Below are 26,064 nucleotides of genomic sequence, written 5' to 3'. Positions count from 1 at the left end.
GCGGCAAGGTTGTGACAGCGCCGACATACAAGACAGAGGGAACCAAGAAGTACACCTGTACAAACTGTGGCGAGACAAAGACCGAGACTATAGCCAAGCTGGTGTGCACCGAGCATGTATGGGATGCCGGAGTAGTAGTAACAGCACCTACGTATACAAGCACAGGTACAAAGAAATATACATGTGAGAACTGCGGTGAGACAAAGACCGAGACTATAGCTAAGCTTGTATGTACAGATCATGCATGGGATGCCGGAGTAGTAGTAACAGCACCTACGTATACAAGCACAGGTACAAAGAAATATACATGTGAGAACTGTGGCGAGACAAAGACAGACATAATCGGGAAAATTGGTTGCACAAACCATGCATGGGATGCCGGAGTAATTGTAACAGCACCTACGTATACAAACACAGGTACAAAGAAATATACATGTGAGAACTGTGGCGAGACAAAGACAGAGACTATAGCCACGCTTGTATGTACAAATCATGCATGGGATGCCGGAGTAGTGACAAAACAGCCAACATACAAGACAGAGGGAACAAGAAAGTACACCTGTACAAACTGTGGCGAGACAAAGACCGAGACTATAGCCAAGCTTGTATGTATGACCCATGCATGGGATAATGGAACGGTTACTAAGAAAGCTACATATACAGCTACAGGAGTCAGGAAATATACGTGCAAGACATGTGGCGCAGCAAAGCAGGTCACAATTGCAAGGCTGAAGCTTGCGAAGGTAACCGTAAAGTCTGCACAGCAGGCCGGCGCGATAAAGCTTACCTGGAATAAAGCGTCAGGGGCATCTGGTTACAAGATATACAGGAGAACCGCCAAGGGAAGATATGTATGTATCAAGACAGTCAAGTCGGGAACGACAAGCTATGTAGACAAGACAGTCAAGTCAGGAAACAGGTATTACTACTGTGTAAAGGCATATAATGGAAATGTACTCAGTGGATATACAGAGGCAAGTATTCTCTACATCAAGGCTCCGGTTGTCACGGTCAGGAAGTCAGCACAGGGAGTGAAACTTTCCTGGAAAAAGTCTGCCGGTGCAAAAAAATACATTGTGTATAGAAAGACACCAACAGGCAAATACAGGGCAGTCAAGACTGTAACAGCGAAAACTCTCAGTTGGACAGACAAAACGGCAAAGAAAGGTCAGACTTATTATTATATTGTGAAGGCAGTGAATAATAAGACATATAGTGCAGCGTCACCGCAGAAGAGAATAAAAAGGTAGATGCTTACTGCGTAATTATAAGGGAGAAAAAGAATGAAATATGAAAATGTAAGACTCACAGAAGCTGTGCGGCGTATCAGGATGATATTTGTGGTGGGCGTCATCGCTGCGTGTGTGCTGTACGGCGGAAAAATACCAGCATTTGCGGAAGATACTCAGGAACAGTATGACTCATCACAGAGCAGCTATGGTCAGTTGCTTGAGCAGGAGGGCGATACTTCAGGTATCCTGCAATTTGGCGGACAGATAATAGAAGATGAAGCATCGGATTCATCGGAAGCGTCACTGGCAGCGGCAAATTCAAAGAAATATGAGAGTGCCATTGTCGGCGCTGTGGAGAAATTTTCACCGAGACTCAATGTAAAGAGCTGGGGATTGACCACACGAAATGTTGCAAATGTAGTCACAACCGCAATGAATGCGCATCCCGAGGTCGTGTATGTGGCAAGATACAGTTATCTGTATGACCAGACCACAGGAAAGGTCGTGTATCTGAAGTTCTCATACAAGCCAAATGCCCGAACCGAAAAGAAGCAGTTGGATGCAGCCATAGCGGAAGTGAACAAGCAGATAAATACAAAGAACATGAAGCCGGCAGAGATCGTGCTTGCATATCATGAGTTCCTGACATCCACAGTTGCATATGACACCAGCGGGGCTAAGGAATTTGATCCAACAACCGGAAGAGACCACATGTATGATATGTATGGTGTATTGGTTAAGAGGAGCAGCGTGTGTCAGGGATATGCGGAGACCATGTGGTATTTCCTCAGGAAAGCCGGGGTTCCGAGTGGAGTTGCCACAAGCCAGTATGTAAACCATGCGTGGAATGTTGTAAATATAGGTGGAAAGTGGTATCACGTTGACGCAACCTGGGATGATCCCGCAAGTGATATACCGGGAAGGTCGATGCATGATTATTTCCTTGTAAGCTTTGACACCTTGAACAGTAAGACTAAGGCCGCCAGCAGCGATTATTATCTTGGCAGATATGACACAAAGGTGGGAAATGTATGGAAGGGAACATACAGCAATGCCACGGATAAGCGATATGAAAAAGGCCAGTTCTGGAATGGCGTTGAGAAGGTCATCTTTTATAGAAAGGGCTACTGGTACAGCATAAAGCAGGGCAGCCAGTCATCATACTATCAGATAAACAAGTACAGCTTCACCAACGGTGTAAATACAACGATATTTACCGGGCAGGATGAATGGCTGGATACAGATGGTACGGCACTTAACAAACAGTATGGAACACTGTTCCTTGCACAGGAAAAGCTCTATTTCTGCACATCGAGGTATGTTGCATGGATAGATCTTGAGGTAAATGAGCGCAAGGCGTGGGCTATATATGACATAAGACAGAAGTATGTATCAGGTGTAAACATATATGGAATGGGATATTACGGAAATGATGTTGTGATCTGGGTTTCCGACACTCCATCCTGTACAAGAAAGGACGCTTACTATCTCGGAGCATGTATGAGCCACAAATGGCAGGCGGGAGAGGTTACAAAACAGCCGACATTCACATCCCAGGGATCGCAGAAGTACAAATGCAGCAACTGCGGATATACCAAGAATGTCACACTCGACAAATTGAAGCTTGCGTCGGTGACGGTCAAAACGAAGAATACAGGTAAGGGAATAAGCCTCACCTGGAATACCGATTCAAGAGCCACCGGTTATAAGGTATACAGACGCACAGGCAAGGGTGCATACAGACTTATAAAGACAGTGAAGGGAAGCTCTGTGAGATCAATGGTAGACAGATCTGTTGTAGGAGGAAAGACCTACACATACAGAGTATCGGCATACAACAGCTATACAAAGGGCGGCTCCAAGGCAAAGAGCCAGTATTATATAGGCTGCACGACCGCAAGAGCAAAGAATACCTCACAGGGAGTAAGAGTCTCCTGGAAGAAGACAAAGGGAGCCGCCGGCTATAAGATATACAAAAAGACAGGCAGCGGCAGATTCAAATGTGTGAAGGTTGTGAAAGCAAAGACCACAACATATCTTGACCGCCGTGTGAAGTCAGGAACAAAGTACACATACTTTGTAAAACCATACAAAGGAAAGACGGCAGGAACCTACAAGAAGGCTAGTGTCAAGTACAGATAAAAAGTAAATAGAGCGCGTAAAAAAATACCATGTACAGCATTTCGCCTGTACATGGTATTTTTTCTTTTGTTATATGCTTAGAATGATATTATTTTTCATTCTTGTGTTCTGTTATGTCCCTGTGGGAATTGTCGAACAGATCTGTGTCGGCCACATCTGATGAATCATTTCGATTCAGGGTCTCGCCTATGCGGGCCTTTGCCTCAGTTCCGGCAGCCTTGATACCCTCGGTGATCACCTCGCTCTTTTCCTTGAGATTTTCACTTATCACAGCGCTTTTTTCCTTTACGTTCTCTGTAAGCTGCTCAGCCTTCAGTTTGATCTTCTTTGTTATGGAGAAGCTTTCAGGGTTATTCTCAAATGCTCGTTTGATCGATGCTGTATCGTGAAGAGAGAGAAGGAAGCTTGGCTTCTCCTTGAACTTCTCACGATCCAGAGCCAGTCGGGACTTGAGTTCCTCAACACGGACAATAAGATCATTCTCTTTCGCAAATTTCTTCACCTTGTTCATCAGGTTGAATGATACAACGCAGTCGATTACGAATACCCCGTAGAAAAAACCGATGAAGAAGGAGAATGTCAGGTGATCCGCCAGCCAGTACACAGCGTTCAGTATGTGTGGATGGAGGAAGAAATAGTACAGTGCCGCGATCACACCCCAGAAGAATGAGAACAGCGGACATATGATGCCCTGTATATTGCCCCACTCATCTGAGTAGTCCCACAGCTTGATGTTCATTCCTATTATAAATATACGTCCGGCAATGTATTCCACAACGGTCATGGCGATGGCCATGATCAGTACCACCAGAACCTTTTGCAAAACAGGATGGGCGTCAACAGCATCTATATGGATCAGGGACAGGAGATACAGCACCACAAGGCCTGAACCGTAGAGAGGCAGGTAAGGCCCGATGAGGAATCCCGGGTTGATCCATTTGTGGCTTGGGTTGCTCTTGGAGAAGAACTTTCTGAATATGACTTCAATGCACCAGCCCATGATGCATCCTATGAAAAATAAAAATAATATTACCAGAATACTTTTGATATTGAAATTATCCATACATGGAATCTCCTTTGTATATATGACTTTGCCAATAGTAATAAGATAGTATATAGAAGGAAAAAAAGCAACCTTACAAAATGTCACAAGTGTAAGATAGCTTGTTGATACTTATTGAGAAAAAAAGTCATTTAAATTGCGAATGTTATATTGGACTAACGCCAGGGGGCAGTGCTATACTTACAGCAAATAAAAAGCCACGAAACAGATGCAGACTCTTTCTACAGTACGAAGATCGAGAATGCATTTTTTACGTTAAGGAGAGTTTGATTGAACAAACCGTGATTAGAAAAATCGAATCACGGCGAAGCCTGTCATATAATCTACCATGCGTATAAGTGGTCATATCATTAATCAGAATAAATATATAATCAAGGAGGACAAAATCATGATGAAGGCATTAAAGAAGGTAAACTGGAAGAAGCTTGGAATATTTGCAGGTGGAGTATTATTTGGAACAGCTGGTATCAAGGTTCTCTCAAGCAAGGATGCAAAGAACGTATATACACATTGTACAGCTGGTGTTCTTAGAGCAAAGGACTGTGTCATGAAGACAGCAAATACTATCCAGGAGAACTGTGGTGATATCTACGCAGGAGCAAAGGATATCAACGAGGCAAGAGCACAGAAGGCAGCAGAGGCTGACTTTGAGGATACTGAGTGCACAGAGGCTGAGAGCGCTGACGCAGCAGAGACTGTAGAAGAGTAATCAGTATAAGACAAAACATAAGAAAGAGGCGAAGATCTTGAAGTTTTCTATTTTAAATGAAACAAAGAATCGTCTGCGTATACACATGGCACAGAGCCGCATGACCATGGCACAGGCCGACATACTTCAGTATTATCTGGAGAACTGTGAGGCAGTGGAAGAGGTCAAGGTGCACGACAGAACCTGTGACGCGATCATCATATATGATGGTGACCGTGCAGCGGTGATAGATGCGCTGAGACAGTTTGGATATGACAGGGTGGAGGTTCCGGCGGATCTCACAGAGACATCAGGCAGAGTCATGAACAGACAGTATGAGGACAAGCTGTTTTGGAAGACCGCCTGGTACATGACCAAGAAATGGATCATGCCAATGCCGCTTCGGTATTGTCTGACATCCGTCAAAGCTCTCAAGTATATAGGCAAGGGGCTCAAGTGTCTTGCGAACAGGAAGCTTGAGGTGCCGGTTCTCGATGCAACAGCCATAACAGCATCCATTCTGACAAATGATTTCGCGACGGCGGGATCAGTCATGTTCCTTCTGGAGATCGGTGAGATCCTTGAGGAGTGGACACATAAGAAGTCGGTGGATGGACTGGCAAGAAGCATGTCACTCAATATCAATAAGGTATGGGTGCGTGTGGATGATTGTGATGTACTTATGGACAGTGCGAAGATCGCAAAGGATGATCTGGTAGTGGTTCATATGGGCAATGTCATTCCATTTGACGGTGTTGTGGATCAGGGCGAGGGCATGGTCAATCAGGCATCCCTCACCGGAGAGTCAGTACCGGTCCACAAGGGACACGGAGACAGTGCATATGCAGGTACAGTTGTTGAGGAAGGTGAGCTGGTAGTCAGAGTTGTAAAGACTGGTAAGACCAGCAGATATGATAAAGTTGTTGCGATGATAGAGGAGTCTGAGAAGCTTAAGTCAGGACTTGAGAGCAAGGCAGAGCATCTTGCAGATGGTCTTGTGCCATGGACTCTCGGTGGAACTATCCTCACATACCTTTTAACAAGGAATATCACCAAGACACTTGCGGTGCTCATGGTCGACTATTCATGTGCACTGAAGATGTCCATGCCTATAGCGGTATTGTCTGCTATACAGGAGGCAAACAAGCATCACCTCACAGTCAAGGGCGGCAAATTCCTGGAGGCTGTAGCTGATGCAGACACGATAGTATTTGACAAGACAGGAACACTTACAAAGGCATCACCTACGCTTGTACGCGTCGTATCATTTGACGGAAGAGATCCTGATGAACTGCTCAGGATAGCTGCATGTCTGGAGGAGCATTTCCCTCATTCCATGGCAAGAGCGGTTGTGGCAGGAGCTGCAGCCAAGGGGCTGGAGCATGAGGAGATGCACTCCAAGGTTGAGTATGTTGTGGCTCACGGTATCTCATCAAGCATAGACGGCAAGAAGGTTGTCATAGGAAGCTATCATTTCGTATTTGAGGATGAGGGCTGTGTGATACCTGAGGATAAGATAGAGCTGTACGAGTCGTTGTCCAAGACTCATTCACATCTGTTCATGGGAATCGATGGCAGGCTGGCAGCAGTCATATCCATCAAGGATCCGGTCAGACCTGAGTCGGCCGAGGTTGTTTCAAGGCTCAAGAAGCTGGGAATCAAGAAGGTTGTCATGATGACAGGAGACAGTGACAGAACGGCCAAGGCTATTGCAGAGCAGGTAGGGGTGGATGAGTATTACTCAGAGGTCCTTCCTGAGGACAAGGCAAAGTTTGTCGAGGCTGAGAAGACTGCGGGTCGAAAGGTCATCATGGTGGGAGATGGAATCAATGACTCACCTGCACTGTCGGCATCCGATGCTGGAATTGCCGTAAGTGATGGCGCGGAGATTGCCAGAGAGATCGCAGATATAACTGTCAGTGCGGACAATCTGTACGAGCTCGTAACACTTAAGGAACTCAGTAATAAGCTGATGAGCAGGATCAACAGGAACTATCGCAAGATAGTGACCATCAACACAGGACTTATCATCCTGGGCGTGATGGGAGTTATCCAGCCAACCACATCAGCACTGCTTCACAATTCATCGACGCTTCTCATAAGTCTTGACAGTATGAAGAAGCTGCTGGATTGATGATCGGAGCATAGAATTATATTGATGATCGAAGCGTAGAATCATATAGAATATAAAATAAAGCTGCCCTCTTCACTGTGATGAGTACCCGGGATTCCGGAACATTAGTGAGGAGGGCAGTTTTGTAGTTAAAAGATGATTTTAAATAATAAAAATAATCTGTAAGAATTGTTGACCGGGCCGACAGAATATGACAAAATGTACGTATAAATCATGAGTAGATAGCTGAACATAAGGGCAGAATATTAGCAGATATTATCTGGAATGTTTATGAAATGAAAATATACAGATGTGTGTGGAACACAGCATGATGCGTGTGTTCATCACAATAGAATGGAGGATGATCAGTATGGTAAAAACGGTAAAAGGCGATAATTTTGAAGATATAAAGGCATGCGGTGTGGCGGTTGCGGATTTCTCAGCAACATGGTGCGGACCATGCAAGATGATGGCACCGGTATTTCACACGGTTGCAGATGAACTGAATGGTGAAGTGGATTTCTTCAGTGTGGACGTGGATGAGAATCCCGGACTTGCGGCTGCCAATAAGGTGTTCAGTGTTCCGACATTGATACTGTACAAGAATGGTGTTGAGGCATCGAGGAGTGTCGGAGCTATATCCAAGTATGATCTTCTCGATTTCATTGAGAAGATCAAATAATTGTCTGTGATATGTATCCCGGATATTTTAATTGGAATCTGAATTGAAGTGGGGATACAAACTAGAAACAGGAAAAACATAAAGCCCTGTCAGACTTAACATTCATATGGGTCTCATATTATGGATACATATGAATGTTAAGTCTGACAGGGCTTTAAGGTTATTGAAAACACATTGACTATCTGGCGTCTCTGTCTACATATTCTCTATACTTAACCAGACTCTTATATGCCGGTCTGATGATCTTGTCCGTGGTGACAAGCTCCTCGATTCTGTGAGCGCTCCATCCAACTATACGTGCCACTGCAAAGAGCGGTGTGTAGAGCTCTCTAGGAATTCCGAGCATCTCATACACGAATCCGCTGTAGAAGTCTACGTTAGGGCTGACACCTTTGTATATCTTGCGTTCCTTGGCGATGAGCTTTGGCGCGATCTTCTCAATGTTGTTGTACAGAGTCATATCCTCGTCCCTGCCCTTGGCAGCGGCAAGCTGTTCGACAAATGACTTGAATACTTTTTCTCTTGGGTCTGACAGTGAGTAAACGGCATGGCCCATACCATAGATGAGTCCTTTGTGGTCGTAGGCTTGCTTGTTCAGCAGCTTATCCAGATATGCCTCTATGGCCTCTTCGTCATGGTAATCCTTTATGTGCTCCTTGATATCGTCCATCATGTTCATAACCTGCAGGTTGGCACCACCATGCTTCCTTCCCTTGAGGGATGAAAGGGCGGCGGCAATGGCAGAGTATGTGTCAGAGCCGGATGACGTTACAACTCTTGTGGTGAATGTGGAATTGTTACCACCGCCGTGCTCCATGTGAAGCAGAAGTGCTATGTCAAGAACTCTTGCCTCAAGCTCGGTATACTTCATGTCAGGCCTGAGCATCCTGAGGATGTTTTCAGCCACGGAAGCATCCTTGTCAGGTCTGTGAATGTACATACTTCCGTCGTTCTCATAATGGTTGTATGCGTGATAACCATACACAGCCATCATAGGAAATGTTCCGATGAGACCGATACACTGTCTGAGAACATTGTCTATATCCAGGTTGGTAGCCTGATTATCGTATGAAGCCAGAGTCAGCACACTTCTTGTCATGGAGTTCATTATATCCACACTAGGTGCTTTCATGATGACATCACGGGTAAAGTTGGTCGGCAGGTTCATGGACTCGGCGATGACACTGCTGAATTCTGAGAGCTGAGCCTCGGTAGGCAGTTCTCCGAAGAGAAGAAGATAAGCAGCTTCCTCAAATATATGGCGTTTTCCTTTGCCGCCTTTTACGAGATCCTGTACATCATATCCTCTGTACAATAACTGTCCGTCACACGGAACCTTCTGGCCATCCACATCCTTAAATGCTATGATCTGTGATATATTGGTAAGACCGGTCAGAACTCCCTGTCCATTCTCATCACGCAGTCCTCTTTTTACTCCGTATCTGGCATAGAGCTCTTTGTCTATCACATCATGCTGCTGACAGAGAGAAGCCTGCTTCTCCACGTATTCTGTCAGATTCTCCATATACTCCATATAAGTAACTCCTTTCCGTTTGTATGATAAATCAGATGATCTTTTTGCATATGTCGCTTAGACAACATGCGTCGCAATGTGGCTTCGTTCTGGCTGTGCACACGGATCTGCCGTGATCCACCAGCCTGTGACAGAAGTCATTGCTCTCATCTGGAGGTACAAGCTTCCACAGCTCCATCTCAACCTTCCTCGGATCTTTTATCCCGTCAACCAGTCCCATTCGGTTGACAAGGCGTATACAGTGGGTATCTGTTACAATGGCAGGTTTGCCGTAGATATCACCCATGATGAGGTTTGCGCTCTTGCGGCCTACGCCGGGGAGCTTAAGCAGCTCATCTAGACTGTCAGGAACCTGGCAATCATAGGAATCAACAAGCATATTCATACATGCACTAATATCTCTGGCCTTGCTCTTCCCCAGTCCGCAAGGTCTCACAATGGCCTCGATGTCACTGACATCGGCAGCAGCCAGTTCTTTTACTCCCGGATATTTGGCAAATAAATCCTGGACTACCACATTCACCCTTGCATCAGTGCACTGCGCCGCCAGGCGGACACTGACAAGAAGCTGCCATGCGTGTGAAGTATCGAGGGTGCATACTGTGTCAGGATATTCCTTCTTCAGCCTCTCGATAATGTCCAGTGTTCTCTGTTTTTTCGTATATCTCTTCTGTGATTCCATAAAAAAGACCTCCAGTCTCTATATGATAACATGAAAGGCCTGCAAATGGATATCGAAAAAGAATTCTTAATAAAAATGTTAGAAGTATGAAAATGTTGGGAAGAGAAGACATGCCGCAGCCCAGTATATGTGCTGGGCTGCGGCATGTCTTTGCTGGTATAAATAGCATGTCTGAAAGATTTTACTTTGTTCCGAAGATTCTGTCGCCGGCATCGCCAAGTCCTGGGCAGATGTAAGCGTTCTCGTTCAGCTCGCGGTCAACATGACCAACGTAGAGCTGGATGTCAGGATGAGCCTTGAGAAGTCTCTCAATTCCCTGCGGTGCAGCGATGATCGACATGAACTTGATATGCTTACCGCCGTGCTGCTTGATGAAATCAACGGCAGCAACAGCTGATCCTCCGGTTGCAAGCATAGGATCCGTGACAACTATAAGTCTCTCATCGATAGGATCAGGGAGCTTGCAGTAGTACTCGTGAGGTTCATGAGTCTCCTCGTCTCTGTACAGACCGATGTGTCCGATCTTGGCTGTAGGAACCAGAGCCTGAAGTCCACTGACCATTCCAAGTCCTGCACGGAGAATAGGTACGATCGCAAGATTTCTTCCTGCGATGACCGGAGTCATGCATTCCTCGATAGGAGTCTCTATACATACATCCTCGGTAGGAAGATCTTTCAGAGCCTCATATCCCATGAGCATGGCGATCTCTTCAACAAGTGCACGGAATTCGGCAGTTCCGGTGTTCTTATCTCTGAGCTTTGAAATCTTATGCTGAATAAGTGGATGTGTCATAACTGTGTAATCTGTCATATTGTGTAACCTCCTAATAAATAATATACAGATAATTATTATGCCTCAATGTCAGAGTTCTGTGGATTCATTCCAAGTCCGCGGCTTACATCACCCTTGGTGTTCTCACCAAATGTATAGTCGTTACCAGGCAGTATAGCGTTCAGCAGGATGCCGAATATAGCTGCGAGGGCAAGTCCTGTAAGAGTGATAGTTGTGCCTCCGATCGTGAATGTAAGGCCATTTGAGAAACCAAGTCCACATACCATGATAACGGCTGCGATGATCAGGTTTCTTGACTTCGTGAAGTCTACGTGGTTCTCAACCACATTTCTTACACCGATGGCTGAGATCATTCCGTAGAGGATGAAGCTTATACCGCCGATGATGGCAAGTGGCATAGAGCTGATGACTGCAGCAACCTTAGGTATGAAACCGAGGATGACTGCAAATAAAGCAGCAAGTCTGATAACTCTTGGATCGTGTACACGGCTGAGCTCGAGAACTCCTGTGTTCTCTCCGTAAGTCGTATTTGCAGGACCGCCGAAGAGAGCTGACAGTGATGTTGCAAGACCGTCACCGATAAGTGTTCTGTGAAGACCCGGATCCTCAAGGAAATTCTGATCTACAGTTGCTGATATGGCACAGATATCACCGATGTGCTCCATCATGGAAGCGATGGCGATAGGAGCCATAACGAGTATAGCAGTGATGTCGAATTTACAGATCTGGAAAGGTGGAAGTCCGAGTGCACTTGCATCTGAAACTGTTGAGAAGTCCAGAATAGCAGTTCCACCAGGATTTGTCACACCGCACAAATGAAGGATGAGTGCCACTGCATATGAGATGAGAACACCCATAAGTATAGGAATGATCTTGAACATTCCCTTGCCCCAGATGTTGAAAACGATGACAACAGCCAGTGCGATAAATGCAAGCAGCCAGTTGCTGGATGCATTTGAGATGGCTGAAGGTGCAAGGCTCAGACCGATGCAGATGATGATAGGCCCGGTAACAACAGGTGGAAGGAATCTCATGACACGCTTCACACCGACAAGCTTTACGATAAGTGCGAGTATCAGATACAGAAGTCCTGCAACCACAATACCGCCACATGCGTAAGGAAGCTTTTCACCCATTGTCATGTCCTTGAATATGCCTGTTTTAAGGTTTGCAACTGTGGAGAAACCTCCAAGAAATGCAAATGAAGAACCGAGGAAAGCAGGTACCTTAAGCTTTGTGCATAAGTGGAAGAACAGTGTTCCAAGACCGGCACATACAAGAGTTACCTGAATTGAGAGTCCCTGACCCTCGAAGTATCCGTTTACGAGAAGCGGAACAAGAATTGTTGCACCAAACATGGCAAACATATGCTGGAATCCAAGTAAAAGCATCTTTGGAATTCCAAGCTTACGTGCATCACGAATGGCTTCTTTTTGATTATCCATAAGTAATAATCCTCCCATATTTTTTCTTAGTTAAATATTATAAAGTTTATTTACACTAAGGTCAATTTGAATAGTGTAATTTCCGTAAATTTCATGTCACAATTTTGTGAAAACAGCGAAAAAATGGAGATGATGTAATGCCGCGAAAGGTCGAAAAAGAATTAAGAAATGTAATATATGGTAACGCTTGACAAAATGTTACAGAATTGTTACAATTCTGCTTGGATTGAGTAAAGGGGAGAAAAATAAAGATACAGGTCGAAGGAGACTACAGATATTATGATTGAATTAGAGAACGTGAGTATGACATATCCTGGGGGCAATCAGGCACTCAAGAATGTCAATATTAATATAGAGAAAGGCGAGTTCGTATTTATCGTTGGAAGCAGTGGTTCGGGCAAGACCACTCTGTTCAGGCTTCTGCTCAAGGAGCTCGATCCTACGGAGGGCAATATCACTGTTGCCGGATACGACTACGGCAAGATCAAGAGGAAGGATATACCGAAGGTCAGAAGAAGGATAGGGGTTGTGTTCCAGAACTTCAGACTTCTCAAGGACAGGACTATATACGAGAATGTCGCATTTGCACAGAGAGTCATTCAGACCCCGGCGAGATATATCAGAAGACGAGTTCCGGCCATGCTGACGCTGGTTGGACTTGCAGACAAATACAAATCATACCCGAAGGAGCTCTCAGGTGGTGAGCAGCAGAGAGTTGCCATGGCGAGAGCACTGGTCAACAATCCGGACATCATACTGGCGGACGAGCCTACAGGAAACCTTGATCCTAAGAACTCACTGGATATCATGAACCTCCTTGAGGATATTAACAAGAGAGGAACCACAGTTGTTGTGGTAACCCACAACAAGGATATCGTCAATGAGATGAAGAAGAGAGTTATCACCTTGAAGAAGGGCGTTATAATCAGTGATGAGAAGGAAGGAGGCTACATAGATGAAGATTAGTACATTTTTCTATGTCCTCAGACAGGGCTTTGCGAATATAAGAAGAAACATACTGTTCTCACTTGCATCACTGGGAACCATCATATCATGTCTGTTCCTTTTCGGAATCATATATGCGGTGGTTGTAAACTTCCAGTCAGGTATGCAGGAGCTTGAGAAGACAGTCACCATATCTGTATTCTTCGACGAGGATGCGTCAGATGAGACCATACAGCTCATAGGTGAACAGATAAGAACGGTCGATTATGTTGAGACGATGGATTTCATCTCAGCCGATGAGGCATGGGACAAGTTTGCAGATCAGAACTACGATGATCCACAGGTTGCAAAGAATGCATTTGGCGGAGATAACCCGTTAAAGAATGCTGCGTCATATGAGATCACGCTCAAGGATGTATCAAGACAGCCGGAGTTCGTGGCATTTGCCCAGGGCCTTTCAGGAGTCAGAAAGGTAAAGAGTTCTGACGTGACTGCGGACAGCATCACGACACTGTCATCCCTTGTGGGATATGCATCCATAGGAATAGTTGTGATACTGATGCTGGTATCTATATTCCTTATAAGTAACACGATCACCATAGGTATCACAGTGCGAAAGGAAGAGATAGGGATCATGAAGCTGATCGGTGCGACAAATGTATTTGTAAGAGCACCGTTCATCATAGAGGGTGTGATCATAGGCGCGGTCGGTTCGGCTATACCTCTGGTCCTTCTGTACTACATGTACGATAAGATACTGACATACGTTGCCGGAAGGTTCAAGGTTGTCACAACGCTGTTCGCATTTGTGAGCCAGCAGGATCTGTTCAGGACTATGGTACCGGTCGGACTTGTGCTCGGTATCGGTGTTGGTCTGGTAGGAAGTATTCTTACCACAAGAAAGCACCTGAGAGTGTAGTGTTAAATGCGGTCAGAGCAATGCACAAAAAATTCACAAATTGTTATTACTTTTTTAGGAACAATATGTGTTATAATGCTGATAAGTAGGGCAAAAAGATAATAACATTATGAAATGCGATTAGGAGGCATGAATGATGAGAATAGATTTATACAAGATAAAGAAGAAAGGTATGCAGGTGGCAGTGGTTACTACAGGAGCACTGCTCATGTCGTTTACATCCATATTTGCGGCTCCTGTGTTCAGCGTGCATGCTGAGGAGACCAAGGAGGATGTTGAGCAGCAGAAGGAAGAGGCTCAGCAGGCTCAGGAAGAGGCGAATGCAAACGCAGAGAAGTATCAGAAGAAGGTAGACAAGCTTACAGCGGCTGTAAATGAGCTCGATAAGCAGGCCACAGATATAAGCACACAGATCGTGGAGAAGAAACAGCAGGCTGAGGATCTTCAGAATGAGATAGATGAGACTCAGACAAAGCTTGCAGAGGCTCAGGTCAGTGAGGATAATCAGTATGAGGCGATGAAGAAGAGGATACAGTACCTCTACGAGGAGGGCGATGTTGCTTACATAGATGCACTTATGTCATCGGCTTCATTTGAGGATAGTCTTAACAAGTCTGAGTATGTTGATCAGCTCAGCACATATGACCAGAAGCAGCTCAACAAGCTGGTAAAGACTAAGAATGACATAGCAGAGTATCAGCAGACACTCAAGGATGATCTGGCGGATGTAGAGAAGGTAAAGGCAGACCTGGAGACCAAGCAGGCAGACCTCGATGATGTTATAAGCCAGAAGAATGCGGAGATCAACAAGTACAGTGATGATGTTGAGATGCAGAAAGCTCTTGCGGCTGAATACGCAAAGCAGGAGTCAGAGCTGGATGACAAGCTGGCAGAGCTTGCGCGTCAGGAACAGCAGAGACTGGAGGAGGAGCGTAAGCAGAGAGAAGCTGAACAACAGCAGCAGGATAACAACGGTGGAAGCGATAACTCAGGCAGTGACAGCGACAACAGTGGAAGTAACAATGGCGGTTCAACAACCGGTTCAGGTCAGTTCATATGGCCTGTATCAGGACCTATCACAGACTACTTCGGACCTAGAGAGTCACCGACAGCAGGAGCAAGCTCCAATCATATGGGTATAGATATAGGATGTTCATACGGAGTGCCTATCGCAGCGGCTGATGCAGGTGTTGTAACGGTAGCCGAGTGGGGCGAGAGTGGTGGTAACTACGTTATGATAGATCACGGTAATGGATTTGTGACGATGTACCTTCACAACTCATCACTTGCAGTAAGCGTTGGCGATGTGGTTTCACAGGGACAGACCATTGCGTACGCAGGTTCAACAGGATATTCAACAGGTACACATTGCCACTTCTCAGTATTCCTGAATGGCTCATATGTCAACCCACTTGATTATCTGTAAGATGAGGTTGAGACATGGCATAGGGATATGTGTCATATCATAAGATCTTAATATGATCATATATAGAATAGAGAAAAAATGCGTGATTCATGAAATATGGATCACGCATTTTTTATGTTAATAGGGGCGTGGATATGGGCGAAGTACCATATGTTGTGGTGGTGAGAAAATATGTCGAAAACAATAGTTTTTTTAAGAAAAAATAGGATTAGTGTCGGTTGACATAAGTGGTAAAAGTATTTATACTCACACTGGACTGAGTATTTATTTAAGGAGTATATTATGGTTTTTTCGAGCATGGAGTTCTTATTTAGATTCCTGCCTTTATTTTTGCTTATCTATTTTGTGACAAAGCCGAAGTACAGGAATGTTGTACTGCTTTTAGGCAGCCTTGTGTTCTACGCGTATGGCGAACCCATATACGTGTTCTTGATGATGTTTTCTATTATATTTAACTATTCGGTGGCAAGACGAATCAAGCGTTTTTATGATATAGAAGTATATTCGGAGATCGACTGTTCATTTGAGAGAAACTGCTGGCTGGCGGTGGCTATGGTGTTTGATTTTGGAATGTTGTTCATATTCAAATATATCAACTTCTTTATAGAGATAATAAACACTGCAGCGGGAACAAAGATATTTGATAGCGTGGCGATCACGCTGCCGCTTGGAATAAGCTTCTATACGTTCCAGATAACATCGTATATATTTGACGTGTACAGGCTCAAGTATCAGGCGGACAAGAGTATAATCAAGTTCGGAACATATGTGAGCATGTTCCCTCAGCTCATAGCCGGCCCTATAGTCAACTACGATGAGGTGAAGCCTGAGCTGGATCACAGAGAGGTCAAGGCGGACGATATAGAGCGCGGTGCGACACTGTTCGTATTGGGACTTGCGTACAAGGTGCTTCTGGCAAATAAGATAGCCAGTCTGTGGAACGATGTGCAGACGGTTGGCCCTTATGGAATAAACACTGTGACCGCATGGCTTGGTTCATGGGGATATTCATTCCAGCTCCTGTTTGATTTCATGGGTTATTCCGTGATGGCAATAGGAATTGGCCTTATACTTGGCTTCAGGATACCGGAGAACTTTGTCGATCCTTATATGGCACATTCCCTCACAGATTTCTGGAGACGCTGGCATGTTACACTCGGACGCTGGTTCAGAGAGTATGTGTACATACCGATGGGCGGCAACCGAAAGGGAAAGCTCAGAATGATACTTGCCATGTTCACTGTGTGGATGTTTACCGGATTGTGGCATGGTGCGGACTGGAATTTCCTGATATGGGGCTTGTTCCTGTTCGTGTTCCTTCTCATGGAGAAGCTGTTCCTTGGCAAGGTATTTGACAAGGTGAAGGTTCTTGGCCATGTGTACATGTTCTTCCTGATACCGATATCATGGACAATATTTAACATATCTGATCTGAAGCTTCTGGGACTGTACCTGAAGAGAATGTTTGGCATGAACATAGAGGGATCAGTCACCACACATGCCATGGACAAGCTGATCATGCTGGGACACACATACTGGTGGCTGCTGCTGATCTGCGTGATCTTCTGTACACCGTGGCCTAGAAAGCTCATAGAGAAATTCTACAAGAACTGGGTATGCAAGCTTATAATGCTCGCACTGTTCTGGTTCTGTGTATATCAGATAGCAAAGGGTGGCTCCAATCCATTCCTTTATTTTAGATTTTAGGAGGTGGGCAGATGAAGAAATTATGGCAAATGATAAAAGGCTGTCCACTGTTCTCGATACTCATAATATCCGGCGTGATAGTTACCGCAGGCGGTTATGTGGGAGCTGCGCTTGGCGTGTATAAATGGGATGTCAGCTTTCATCATCCTATGGCCCAGACTGTGCTGCTTGATGAGAGGGTGGCAACCGGAACTGACGCAACAAGCACGGATGCTCCGGGAAAGAGCGAGCTGACGTCGGAGTCCACGGGCAGTGCGGCTGCAGAGGAGCAGACAACGGAGGTGAAATCCACGGAGAAGCAGACTTCTGAGAATGCATCCACGGAGAAGACAACAGAGAAATCTACAGAGAAAGCGACCACCGAAAAGGCAACTACGGAAAAAGCAACCATAGATACAGGCGGTTCGGCTGCTCCGGTGACAAGACAGACTCAATACAAGAAGGTTAAGAAGAGAAAGGCAAGAAATAGCTGCTACAGAGATCTCACACAGATCGCTCTTGAGACCCAGTACCCATATATAAAGGTTGACAAGTCTTATTTTGACGATGCTCTATTCATAGGTGATTCCAGAGTGGAAGGACTGGCGTTGTATTCCGGACTGGACAATGCAGAATTTGCATATATGGAGGGCCTTACTTCATTTGGACTGATGGGTGAGAAGATCGCCTCAAATGGAACAAAGACACTCACAGAGCTGCTTAAGAGCAAACAATTCAAAAAGATATACATCATGCTCGGCATAAATGAGGCGGGTTACGATACGGAGACATACGCATCCACATATATCGATGCGGTGGCCCAGATACAGGCGCTTCAGCCGGACGCAGTGATCTTTATGATGGGCTGCATGCATGTATCCAGCGACTATTCGGCAAGCCACGATATTGTGAACAATGACAATATCGATGACAAGAATGGTGCCATAGCTGCATATGCTGATGGAATAAAGCTTTTCTATCTGGATATGAATACGGTTGTGGACGATGGCAAGGGTGGTCTTGTAAAGGACTATACCTGGGATGACATACATTTGCAGGCGCAGTATTACAGTCTGTGGGAGCAGTATCTGTATGAGCATGGGCTCAAGGATGATGCTTTCAAATAGATAAAGTGCTGCGGGACCTGATGGCATTTTATCATTATCGGGAGTTGATCAAATGGCAAAAATACTGGTAATAAAAGATAAATATAAGGGAATCCTGTTCATAATCATGGCAGGGTTCTTTTTCTCACTGATGACCTTCTTCGTGAGACTGTCTGGAGATCTGCCAACTATGCAGAAGGCATTCTTTAGAAATGCAGTGGCCGCTGCTGTGGCCATTGCCATGCTCATGAGGACTGAGGAGAAATTCAAGATAAAGAAGAGCAGCTGGCCGGGAATCGCGGCGAGAAGTATATGTGGAACGACGGGGCTGATATGTAATTTCTACGCAATTGACAAGTTGAATATTGCTGATGCCAATATCCTCAACAAGCTTTCTCCGTTCTTTGCTATCATCGCATCATACTTTGTGTTGAAGGAACGGGCAAACCGGGTAGAGTGGGCATCTGTTGTGCTGGCTTTCGCTGGTGCATTGTTCGTTGTGAAGCCTTCGTTTCATATGGATTTTCTGTATGCCATGGTTGGTGTGGCAGGCGGCCTTGGGGCAGGAATAGCCTACACCTATGTGAGAAAGCTTGGAAAACAGGGGGAGCGCGGACCGGTCATAGTCATGTGTTTCTCTGTATTCTCATGTCTGGTGACGCTTCCATTTATCATATTGGACCACGCACCTATGACATGGCAGCAGATTGTGTGCCTGCTCTGTGCCGGACTTGCGGCGGCTGGTGGACAGTTCAGTATAACCGCAGCATACCAGAAGGCTCCAGCTAGGGAGATATCGGTATTTGACTACAGTCAGGTCATATTTGCGGCTATATTGGGATTTGTATTCCTGGATCAGATCCCTGACATGCTGAGCATTATAGGATATGTGATAATCATAGGAAGTGCAGTTTTCAAATGGTGGTACACCATGAGACAGGACCGCACTTAGCATGATCGGCAGGGCTGAGAGTGGCAGTGCCTTGTACAAATACTTGTAGAATAATTGATATATACAAAAAGACGGATGTCAGAAATGGAAAATGGGTAAAAGTTTCATTGTCTGATATCCGTCTTTTTTATAAAAGTTATAAAGGAAGGTTTTAGGTGTTGTGACCGGACTTGTGAGGTATCCGGCCTCCCATCTATATAAATTGGATTGTTGTTAGTTTGAGTGACGGCAGATACGCTGGTGCTGCCTGGGCATGTCGCACATCTGCTGTCCTCATCAATCTGTATATATAATAAGACGGTACTGTGTACATTCTGTGTATCGGATGTTAAAGAAATATGTTCATAAAAGAAATAATATATAAAGCGTAAATAAATGTTCTATAAATGGTAAAGCTTCTGAATATAGTGAGTATAAGGTTGTGGGTATAGTTGCTGACATGTTAAAATGAAACACACATATGATCATAATTGGTGGATATATCAGATGACAATATTGGATAGAGCAGCTTTATTATGGAATAGTAAGGGGGATTAATATATGGATAAAGAAAAGGTTATACAGGAGCTTCAGGAGAGAACAGAGGAGATAAAGGAAAAGGCCGGGGAGCTTCATAAGGCGATAGAGGAGACTATATCGCAGAAGAAGCAGATGCATTACACGGAACTGGGCGGTCAGGACGGGCAGCCGGATGTGCCGGTTAAGGAAGGATACGGTCTGGTGCTCGGTGGCGGTGGTGGCCGTGGCTCCTATGAGATCGGAGTGTGGAAGGCTCTTGAGGAGTACAGAGATGTGATCGATATAAAGGCGGTGTCAGGAAGCTCGGTAGGCGCACTGAATGCGGCATTGTACGCTTGCGGCGATCTGGATAAGGCTACACAGATGTGGTACGACATAACCAACGACAGGATACTGTCCAACAAGGATATAGACGAGGACAACAGGAACAAATGGTTCGAGTCCATCAAGGAGAAGCTCACGACCATAGACAATCCAGTCATACAGAGTGCAATAGAGTGCATAGGACTGGATGCTGTGGCAAAAGGCATGAGGATAAAGGATGGCTTCTTCTCCAGAGAAGGACTTATGGACATACTGGAGAATTCACCAGTACTTGATGGTGTGTCGAACAGTGACATGAGCTGTTATGCGACATGTCTCAATGTGGAGGGCAAGCCTACTCCTGAGAGATTCCAGCTGTCAGGCATGGAACCGAAGGAGATAGAACGTATACTTCTTGCTTCTTCAGCCATACCGGTCATATTCCCTATGGAGACGATAGACAAGACAAAGTATTATGATGGAGGCTTCTTCCTTGGGGGAGATAATGTGCCAATACAGCCTCTCTATGATGAGGGCTACAGAAAATTTGTCGTGGTGCATCTCGATGAGAGGAAGACCGACAGATACGATGATGCAGAGATGATACATATATATCCGTCCATTCCTCTTGGTGGTGCCATAGATGGCATGCTTGACTTTTCGCCTGAAGGTGTTGAGAAGAGGATAACACAGGGATATGACGATGCAAAGGCGGTGCTTGTTGAGAAGTTTGGCCCAAGACTGTTCTTCACCCGCCATGGGCAGACCGTGTGGAATGTGGAAAACAAGATATGTGGAGCCACGGATATTGAACTCACAGAGCTTGGACATCAGCAGGCGGAGCAGCTTGGTGAGATGATAAAGAATGGAGATTATCACATAGATGAGATCCTGTATTCGCCTCTGGTCAGGGCTTCGGAGACGGCAAGACATATATCCGAGATAACAGGAATTCCTATGAGAGCCGAGGAGAGACTCCGTGAGCAGTGTTTTGGCAAATACGAGGGAACAGCCAGAAACGGCGCTATATTCGCCAAGGCGAAGACGCATTTTCTGGATCACTATGAGGGTGGAGAGACCATGGTTCATCTGTGTCAGAGGGTGTACAATTTGTTAGATGAGCTTAAGGCTGAGTCGGAAGATTCCGGTAAGACATATCTTCTGGTTGCCCACAATGGAATATCAAGAATAGTACAGTCGTATTTCAATGATATGACAAATGAGGAATTCGCAGCATTTGGCATAAAGAACTGTGAGATAAGAGAATATAGATTCTGATCGCCACATGTGTGGTATAAGATGTAAAAAAGAGAAAACAGCAGGCAGATCAATATGATGTGAATGTGGTTTTCTCTTTTTTTCTGGGATATCCCAAAATGCTCCTGTAAATGTGTATAAAAGAATACTTGATATTATTTATCACTAATATAGTTGACACAGAGCCTACATATGTGTTAATAAATATATGAACATATAATCATGCGTTTAAATATTAACGTACGGCATGAGAGCTATGCGATGCGTTTATGGAGAATATAAAATGTGGAAAAGGAGAGAATCATGGGAGACAACAGTTTTTTGAAGATAAGTGGGATAAAGAAAAGCTTCGGTTCAGGGGAGAACCGAACTGAGGTACTTAGAGGAATTGATTTTGAGGTCGCAAAGGGCGAGTTCTGTGTGCTGCTTGGCCCATCGGGGTCTGGCAAGTCAACTCTGCTCAATATCATAGGTGGGATCGACAGCCCGGATTCCGGTTATATCTCCATAGATGGAGAGAAGACAGGGGATATGGATGAGAAGACACTGACCAGATATAGGAGAAAGCATCTCGGTTATGTATTCCAGATGTATAATCTCATACCTAATCTCAATGTAAAGGAGAATGTGGAGGTTGGAGCATACCTTAGTGATAATCCTTTTGATGTAGATGATCTGTTAAAGACTCTGGGGCTTTATGAGCACAGACATAAGCTCCCAAATCAGCTGTCGGGTGGACAGCAGCAGAGGACCTCAATTGGAAGGGCAATCGTGAAGAATCCTGATATACTTCTCTGTGATGAGCCGACAGGTGCCCTTGACTACAACACTTCCAAGGAGATACTTAAGCTCATAGAGGATGTGAACCAGAAGTATGGCAACACAATAATCATGGTTACCCACAATGATGCCATCAAGAATATGGCGGACCGGACTGTGAAGCTCAGGGACGGCATGATAAGACGCAACATTGTAAATGAGAACAAGATATCCGCTGTAGAGCTTGATTGGTAATTGGGCAGACAGGGTAGATGTTCAATAGGAAAGGGGATCTGTTATGAGAAATCCATTGTGGAGAAGAATTCCAAAGGAACTGAAGGAAGAGCTTGGAAAATATATAGTCATATTCCTGTTCATGGTCATCACGACGGGAATGGTGTCGGGCTTCATGGTTGCAGGTGAGAGCCTGAAGAAAACCTACGACAATACATTTGACAAATACAACGTGGAGGATGGACATTTTGATCTGTCGGATGAGGCGTCTGACAATATGAAGGGCAATATAGAGGATGAGGGCGTGAAGCTCTATGATATGTCGTATTATGAACTGCCTATGAGTAAGATCGGATCAGACTCTGATGGCAATAGTGGTAATGTGGAAGGCAATTCAGAGACAAAAGATGATACGGTGAATTCTGTAAATGATGCTGCAGATGATGGGGGAAGGACACTGAGGATATTCGCACCAAGACACGATGTAAATAAAATGTGCCTGATGGATGGTGAATTTCCTGTAGAAACTGATGAGATCGCCATTGACAGAATGTATGCGGTGAACAACGATATAGAGATCGGTGATGATATAAAAGCGGGTGACAAGGTATACAGCGTGTGCGGATTTGTGGCACTCTCCGACTACAGTACCATGTTCCAGAACAACAATGACACTATGTTTGATGCCACGATATTCGGAATTGCGGTTGTGTCAAATGAGGAATTTGATGATCTCCCGGAGAAAAATAAGACCTGGTCGTATTCATGGATGTACGATGATGGAATGCCGGATGAGGAGAACGATGAGAAAAAGCTGGCGGATGACCTTCTTGAGATTGTGTATACACAGGCGGTCATGAACGGCATTATGGTGGAGAACTACATTCCAAGGTATCAGAACCAGGCGATCAACTTTGCAGGGGATGATATTGGCAGTGATACAAATATGATGAAATGGTTTGAATACATCGTCATAGTTATACTTGCATTTATATTTGCGGTAACCATCAGCAACACTCTGACAAAGGAAGCGTCGGTTATTGGAACATTGAGGGCTTCAGGATATACGAAGGGCGAGCTGCTTATTCACTACATATCACTTCCTGTCATAGTTACATTTGTGGCATCAGTGGTGGGAAACGTGCTGGGCTATTCGGTGTTTAAGGATATGGGTGCGCAGCTTTACTATGGAAGCTATTCCCTCACTAAGTATGTGACGTATTGGAATGCCGATGCATTTGTGCTTACCACAGTCATACCTCTTATAATCATGATCGTTGTGAACCTGTTAGTGGTAAACAGCAAACTGAAGCTCTCACCACTGAGGTTCCTGAGGCATGATCTCAGCAGATCAAAGAGAAAGAAGGCGGTGAAGCTGCCTCACTGGAAGTTCATGACAAGGTTCAAGACCCGTGTCATACTTCAGAACATTCCAGGATATGTGGTCATGCTTCTTGGAATTTACTTCGCACAGGTTCTGCTGATGTTCGGACTTATGTTGAATCCTATGCTGAAGCACTATCAGAATGACATATTGGATAATATGGTAGCTGACCACCAGTATGTTCTGGATTCACAGGTGGAGACGGCAAATAATAATGCGGAAACCTACTGTATGAAGACGCTGAGGACGACCGGAGATATAGATGATGAGATCATGGTGTATGGAATACACTCGGACAGTAAATATTTCCCGGTTAAGCTGGACGACGGAGATGTGCTGGTATCTGACAGCTACGCAGACAAATATGAGATAGTTGATGGCGACAAACTTGAGCTCAAGGAGAGCTATACTGATGACACATATGAGCTCAAGGTGACGGGTTCTGTGGTGTATCCGGCAGCCCTTGCGGTGTTCGTGACAGAGGGTGATTTCAGAGAAATATTTGACAAGGACGAGGATTACTTCACCGGCTATTTCTCGAATGACAAGTTGACCGATATAGAGGATCATGTAGTGTCAGAGATCACAAAGGATGATATGATAAAGGTGTCCAGACAGCTCACCAAGTCCATGGGAGGTATGTTCTACATAGTGGTTGTATTTTCACTTGTTATGTTCATGCTTCTCGTATATCTGCTCACAAAACTAATAGTGGAGAAGAACACGGTGTCCATATCCATGGTTAAGATACTGGGATATGACACAAAGGAGATCAGTAAGCTGTATCTGTCATCCACAACTGTCATGGTTGCGGTGGTGACGCTGCTCGATATACTGCTCAGTTACCTGTCGATCAAGGTGATATACAGGGCAATGCTGATAGATATGCTAAGCGGCTGGATGCCGATATACATGGCACCATGGATATTCCCACTCATGTTCGTGCTCAGCTTTACCTGCTATCTGGTGATCTCACTGTTGCAGATGAAGAGAATAAAGAGGATTCCTATGGACGAGGCGCTCAAGAATGTGGAGTGATGCGTCAGGCTGCGTTCAGGTATTATATTGAAAAAAGAGAAAATTTTGTGCTGTAAATCCCCCGAATTCCTGAAAAGGATACATGGATTAGAAGTTGTGTATCTTTTCAGTGGGAATCCGGGAGTTTGAGCACAAAATTTTCTTTTTTTGCTATTTTGTGGGAAATGTTCCCAAAGCTGTCAGGTTGTCGACCCGGACAGGCTCATGCCAGCTAGATGGTTCCTGTGACAGTCACGGTTGCCGTTCCCTGCGTTGTGGTGATGACTCCCGTGGCTGTATTCTGTGTGAATGTTGCTGCTGGAACAGTGATCTGTCCGGCAACTGTTGCGAACTCGCCTGTTGCTTCATTGTAGGTGTAGCTGGCTGGCGCTGTCCATGCATTTCCATTGTATGTCACAGTGATTCCGGTGAGGATCGGATTGAAGGTATCTGTGATGATGACGTTGTCACTTGCGGATGCCTCGGTGTTGCCGTAGTTCTCTATAAGGAAGGTGTAAGTGATCTGACCATTCTCTGCAACTATGCTAGGACTCACAGACTTTGTGATGGCGAGATCGGGAGCTGCAACAGGGGAAACCGACTCAGTTGCAGTGACTGCGTTGGTAAGTCCTGCGCCGGTTACTGTAACAGTGTTGGTCACGGAATCCTCATTGCCTCTAGGTGTAAATTCATTTGTTGTTGTCTCATATATAATAGTAGCATTTCCGCCCGCTGGAACGGAGATTCCAGTGAGTGTCAGCGGAGCTGCAGCACCGACAGCCGGAGCGGCTACCAGAGTTCCATTGGTGTAGTATCTGATGGAATCCGGAATATAAGTGAGAGGATATACTGTTGTATTTCCCACTGCATATGCTCCCAGATTATCTGTGAGAGACAGACCTGTGAGTGTGGTAGTTCCGGAATTGATGAGACTTATCACATACGTGATCTTATCCGGTGTTCGGTAGGTGTCCACCACAGCCGTCTTGGAGACTGTGAGGACTTCAATGATTTCTCCAGTTATGATATTGGAATTGGTGGATCCTCCGCTGTAGGACAGAGTTGCCTGATTAGTGAATGTTGCCATTACTTTACCTCCGTATTGTGTTGTCAGAGGTTTATATACCTCTGATATAAAATATGTGCTGTGGAGGCTTTGGGTTACAGATATTACTCACCATCT

Annotated in this window: 20 protein-coding genes and 1 pseudogene; 15 read left to right on the top strand and 6 right to left on the bottom strand. The window is 45.1% G+C overall.

Annotated elements, in window-relative coordinates; genetic code table 11:
* Positions 1–11: 11 nt before the first annotated feature.
* A complete protein-coding gene (locus tag GT575_RS11935; RefSeq protein WP_161172090.1) occupies positions 12–1,250 on the top strand; it encodes a hypothetical protein in 1,239 nt (412 codons plus the stop codon).
* Between the two features lie 33 nt (positions 1,251–1,283).
* The gene (locus tag GT575_RS11930; protein ID WP_161172089.1) at positions 1,284–3,374 is read left to right on the top strand and encodes a fibronectin type III domain-containing protein; all 2,091 of its coding nucleotides are present in this window, start codon (positions 1,284–1,286) and stop codon (positions 3,372–3,374) included.
* 88 nt (positions 3,375–3,462) lie between these two features.
* On the opposite strand, the gene GT575_RS11925 is transcribed toward GT575_RS11930, so the two are convergent.
* Positions 3,463–4,437 carry a putative ABC transporter permease gene (locus tag GT575_RS11925; protein WP_022217249.1) on the bottom strand — a complete coding sequence of 325 codons (975 nt, stop codon included), beginning with the start codon at positions 4,435–4,437 and terminating at the stop codon, positions 3,463–3,465.
* A 388-nt stretch (positions 4,438–4,825) separates the two neighbouring features.
* On the opposite strand from GT575_RS11925, the gene GT575_RS11920 reads away from it, so the two are divergent.
* The 3 genes from GT575_RS11920 to trxA all read left to right on the top strand — a co-directional run bounded on the left by GT575_RS11920 (position 4,826) and on the right by trxA (position 7,920).
* Positions 4,826–5,146, top strand: a complete 321-nt coding sequence (locus GT575_RS11920; RefSeq protein WP_022217250.1) for a DUF6110 family protein — start codon at positions 4,826–4,828, stop codon at positions 5,144–5,146.
* A 37-nt stretch (positions 5,147–5,183) separates the two neighbouring features.
* Positions 5,184–7,259: a heavy metal translocating P-type ATPase gene (locus GT575_RS11915; protein ID WP_055280450.1), complete on the top strand. Its 2,076-nt coding sequence runs from the start codon at positions 5,184–5,186 to the stop codon at positions 7,257–7,259.
* Between the two features lie 349 nt (positions 7,260–7,608).
* Positions 7,609–7,920, top strand: a complete 312-nt coding sequence (gene trxA, locus GT575_RS11910; RefSeq protein ID WP_022217252.1) for a thioredoxin — start codon at positions 7,609–7,611, stop codon at positions 7,918–7,920.
* 178 nt (positions 7,921–8,098) lie between these two features.
* Here trxA and GT575_RS11905 read toward each other — a convergent pair whose 3' ends face one another.
* The 4 genes from GT575_RS11905 to GT575_RS11890 all read right to left on the bottom strand — a co-directional run bounded on the left by GT575_RS11905 (position 8,099) and on the right by GT575_RS11890 (position 12,374).
* On the bottom strand, positions 8,099–9,445 hold the full coding sequence (locus GT575_RS11905; protein ID WP_055146778.1) for a citrate/2-methylcitrate synthase: 1,347 nt from the start codon (positions 9,443–9,445) through the stop codon (positions 8,099–8,101).
* Between the two features lie 40 nt (positions 9,446–9,485).
* Positions 9,486–10,136: an endonuclease III domain-containing protein gene (locus GT575_RS11900; RefSeq protein ID WP_161172088.1), complete on the bottom strand. Its 651-nt coding sequence runs from the start codon at positions 10,134–10,136 to the stop codon at positions 9,486–9,488.
* A 181-nt stretch (positions 10,137–10,317) separates the two neighbouring features.
* Positions 10,318–10,947 carry a uracil phosphoribosyltransferase gene (gene upp / locus GT575_RS11895; RefSeq protein WP_015533675.1) on the bottom strand — a complete coding sequence of 210 codons (630 nt, stop codon included), beginning with the start codon at positions 10,945–10,947 and terminating at the stop codon, positions 10,318–10,320.
* A gap of 38 nt (positions 10,948–10,985) precedes the next feature.
* Positions 10,986–12,374 carry a uracil-xanthine permease family protein gene (locus GT575_RS11890; RefSeq protein WP_055273181.1) on the bottom strand — a complete coding sequence of 463 codons (1,389 nt, stop codon included), beginning with the start codon at positions 12,372–12,374 and terminating at the stop codon, positions 10,986–10,988.
* Positions 12,375–12,653: 279 nt separating this feature from the next.
* Between GT575_RS11890 and ftsE the strand changes: the two genes are divergently transcribed.
* The 10 genes and pseudogenes from ftsE to GT575_RS11845 all read left to right on the top strand — a co-directional run bounded on the left by ftsE (position 12,654) and on the right by GT575_RS11845 (position 24,902).
* On the top strand, positions 12,654–13,340 hold the full coding sequence (gene ftsE, locus GT575_RS11885; RefSeq protein ID WP_022216898.1) for a cell division ATP-binding protein FtsE: 687 nt from the start codon (positions 12,654–12,656) through the stop codon (positions 13,338–13,340).
* On the top strand, positions 13,330–14,238 hold the full coding sequence (gene ftsX / locus GT575_RS11880; protein WP_015533677.1) for a permease-like cell division protein FtsX: 909 nt from the start codon (positions 13,330–13,332) through the stop codon (positions 14,236–14,238). Before ftsE ends, ftsX begins: the two co-directional genes overlap by 11 nt.
* Positions 14,239–14,371: 133 nt before the next feature.
* Entirely contained in the window at positions 14,372–15,664 is a 1,293-nt protein-coding gene (locus GT575_RS11875) for a murein hydrolase activator EnvC family protein (RefSeq protein ID WP_022217255.1), read from the top strand.
* Between the two features lie 282 nt (positions 15,665–15,946).
* Positions 15,947–17,371 (top strand): MBOAT family O-acyltransferase, encoded by a 1,425-nt coding sequence (locus GT575_RS11870; RefSeq protein WP_117550911.1) that lies wholly within the window; start codon positions 15,947–15,949, stop codon positions 17,369–17,371.
* An 11-nt stretch (positions 17,372–17,382) separates the two neighbouring features.
* A complete protein-coding gene (locus GT575_RS11865) occupies positions 17,383–18,477 on the top strand; it encodes a GDSL-type esterase/lipase family protein (RefSeq protein ID WP_161172087.1) in 1,095 nt (364 codons plus the stop codon).
* 52 nt (positions 18,478–18,529) lie between these two features.
* Positions 18,530–19,408 carry a DMT family transporter gene (locus GT575_RS11860; RefSeq protein ID WP_161172086.1) on the top strand — a complete coding sequence of 293 codons (879 nt, stop codon included), beginning with the start codon at positions 18,530–18,532 and terminating at the stop codon, positions 19,406–19,408.
* Between the two features lie 540 nt (positions 19,409–19,948).
* Positions 19,949–20,743 (top strand): annotated as a pseudogene (locus GT575_RS15575) (patatin-like phospholipase family protein); the annotation flags it as partial.
* A 201-nt stretch (positions 20,744–20,944) separates the two neighbouring features.
* Positions 20,945–21,508 carry a histidine phosphatase family protein gene (locus GT575_RS15570; RefSeq protein WP_334290611.1) on the top strand — a complete coding sequence of 188 codons (564 nt, stop codon included), beginning with the start codon at positions 20,945–20,947 and terminating at the stop codon, positions 21,506–21,508.
* 282 nt (positions 21,509–21,790) lie between these two features.
* Positions 21,791–22,501, top strand: coding sequence for an ABC transporter ATP-binding protein (locus GT575_RS11850; RefSeq protein ID WP_022217259.1), 711 nt, complete (start codon positions 21,791–21,793; stop codon positions 22,499–22,501).
* Positions 22,502–22,544: 43 nt separating this feature from the next.
* On the top strand, positions 22,545–24,902 hold the full coding sequence (locus tag GT575_RS11845) for an ABC transporter permease (protein WP_161172084.1): 2,358 nt from the start codon (positions 22,545–22,547) through the stop codon (positions 24,900–24,902).
* A gap of 211 nt (positions 24,903–25,113) precedes the next feature.
* On the opposite strand, the gene GT575_RS11840 is transcribed toward GT575_RS11845, so the two are convergent.
* On the bottom strand, positions 25,114–25,968 hold the full coding sequence (locus tag GT575_RS11840; RefSeq protein ID WP_161172083.1) for a hypothetical protein: 855 nt from the start codon (positions 25,966–25,968) through the stop codon (positions 25,114–25,116).
* Between the last annotated feature and the right edge of the window lie 96 nt (positions 25,969–26,064).

Origin of the sequence: Coprococcus sp. BIOML-A2, from assembly GCF_009875795.1 — a bacterium.
Lineage (GTDB): Bacteria > Bacillota > Clostridia > Lachnospirales > Lachnospiraceae > Coprococcus > Coprococcus aceti.
This window is presented reverse-complemented; position numbering and strand designations above follow the sequence as displayed.

Coding starts and splice junctions, on each gene's coding strand:
- GT575_RS11930 (WP_161172089.1), top strand. CDS start 1,284: ATGAAATATGAAAATGTAAGACTCACAGAAGCTGTGCGGCGTATCAGG.
- GT575_RS11925 (WP_022217249.1), bottom strand. CDS start 4,437: ATGGATAATTTCAATATCAAAAGTATTCTGGTAATATTATTTTTATTT.
- GT575_RS11920 (WP_022217250.1), top strand. CDS start 4,826: ATGATGAAGGCATTAAAGAAGGTAAACTGGAAGAAGCTTGGAATATTT.
- trxA (WP_022217252.1), top strand. CDS start 7,609: ATGGTAAAAACGGTAAAAGGCGATAATTTTGAAGATATAAAGGCATGC.
- GT575_RS11905 (WP_055146778.1), bottom strand. CDS start 9,445: ATGGAGAATCTGACAGAATACGTGGAGAAGCAGGCTTCTCTCTGTCAG.
- GT575_RS11900 (WP_161172088.1), bottom strand. CDS start 10,136: ATGGAATCACAGAAGAGATATACGAAAAAACAGAGAACACTGGACATT.
- upp (WP_015533675.1), bottom strand. CDS start 10,947: ATGACAGATTACACAGTTATGACACATCCACTTATTCAGCATAAGATT.
- GT575_RS11890 (WP_055273181.1), bottom strand. CDS start 12,374: ATGGATAATCAAAAAGAAGCCATTCGTGATGCACGTAAGCTTGGAATT.
- ftsE (WP_022216898.1), top strand. CDS start 12,654: ATGATTGAATTAGAGAACGTGAGTATGACATATCCTGGGGGCAATCAG.
- ftsX (WP_015533677.1), top strand. CDS start 13,330: ATGAAGATTAGTACATTTTTCTATGTCCTCAGACAGGGCTTTGCGAAT.
- GT575_RS11875 (WP_022217255.1), top strand. CDS start 14,372: ATGATGAGAATAGATTTATACAAGATAAAGAAGAAAGGTATGCAGGTG.
- GT575_RS11870 (WP_117550911.1), top strand. CDS start 15,947: ATGGTTTTTTCGAGCATGGAGTTCTTATTTAGATTCCTGCCTTTATTT.
- GT575_RS11865 (WP_161172087.1), top strand. CDS start 17,383: ATGAAGAAATTATGGCAAATGATAAAAGGCTGTCCACTGTTCTCGATA.
- GT575_RS11860 (WP_161172086.1), top strand. CDS start 18,530: ATGGCAAAAATACTGGTAATAAAAGATAAATATAAGGGAATCCTGTTC.
- GT575_RS11850 (WP_022217259.1), top strand. CDS start 21,791: ATGGGAGACAACAGTTTTTTGAAGATAAGTGGGATAAAGAAAAGCTTC.
- GT575_RS11845 (WP_161172084.1), top strand. CDS start 22,545: ATGAGAAATCCATTGTGGAGAAGAATTCCAAAGGAACTGAAGGAAGAG.
- GT575_RS11840 (WP_161172083.1), bottom strand. CDS start 25,968: ATGGCAACATTCACTAATCAGGCAACTCTGTCCTACAGCGGAGGATCC.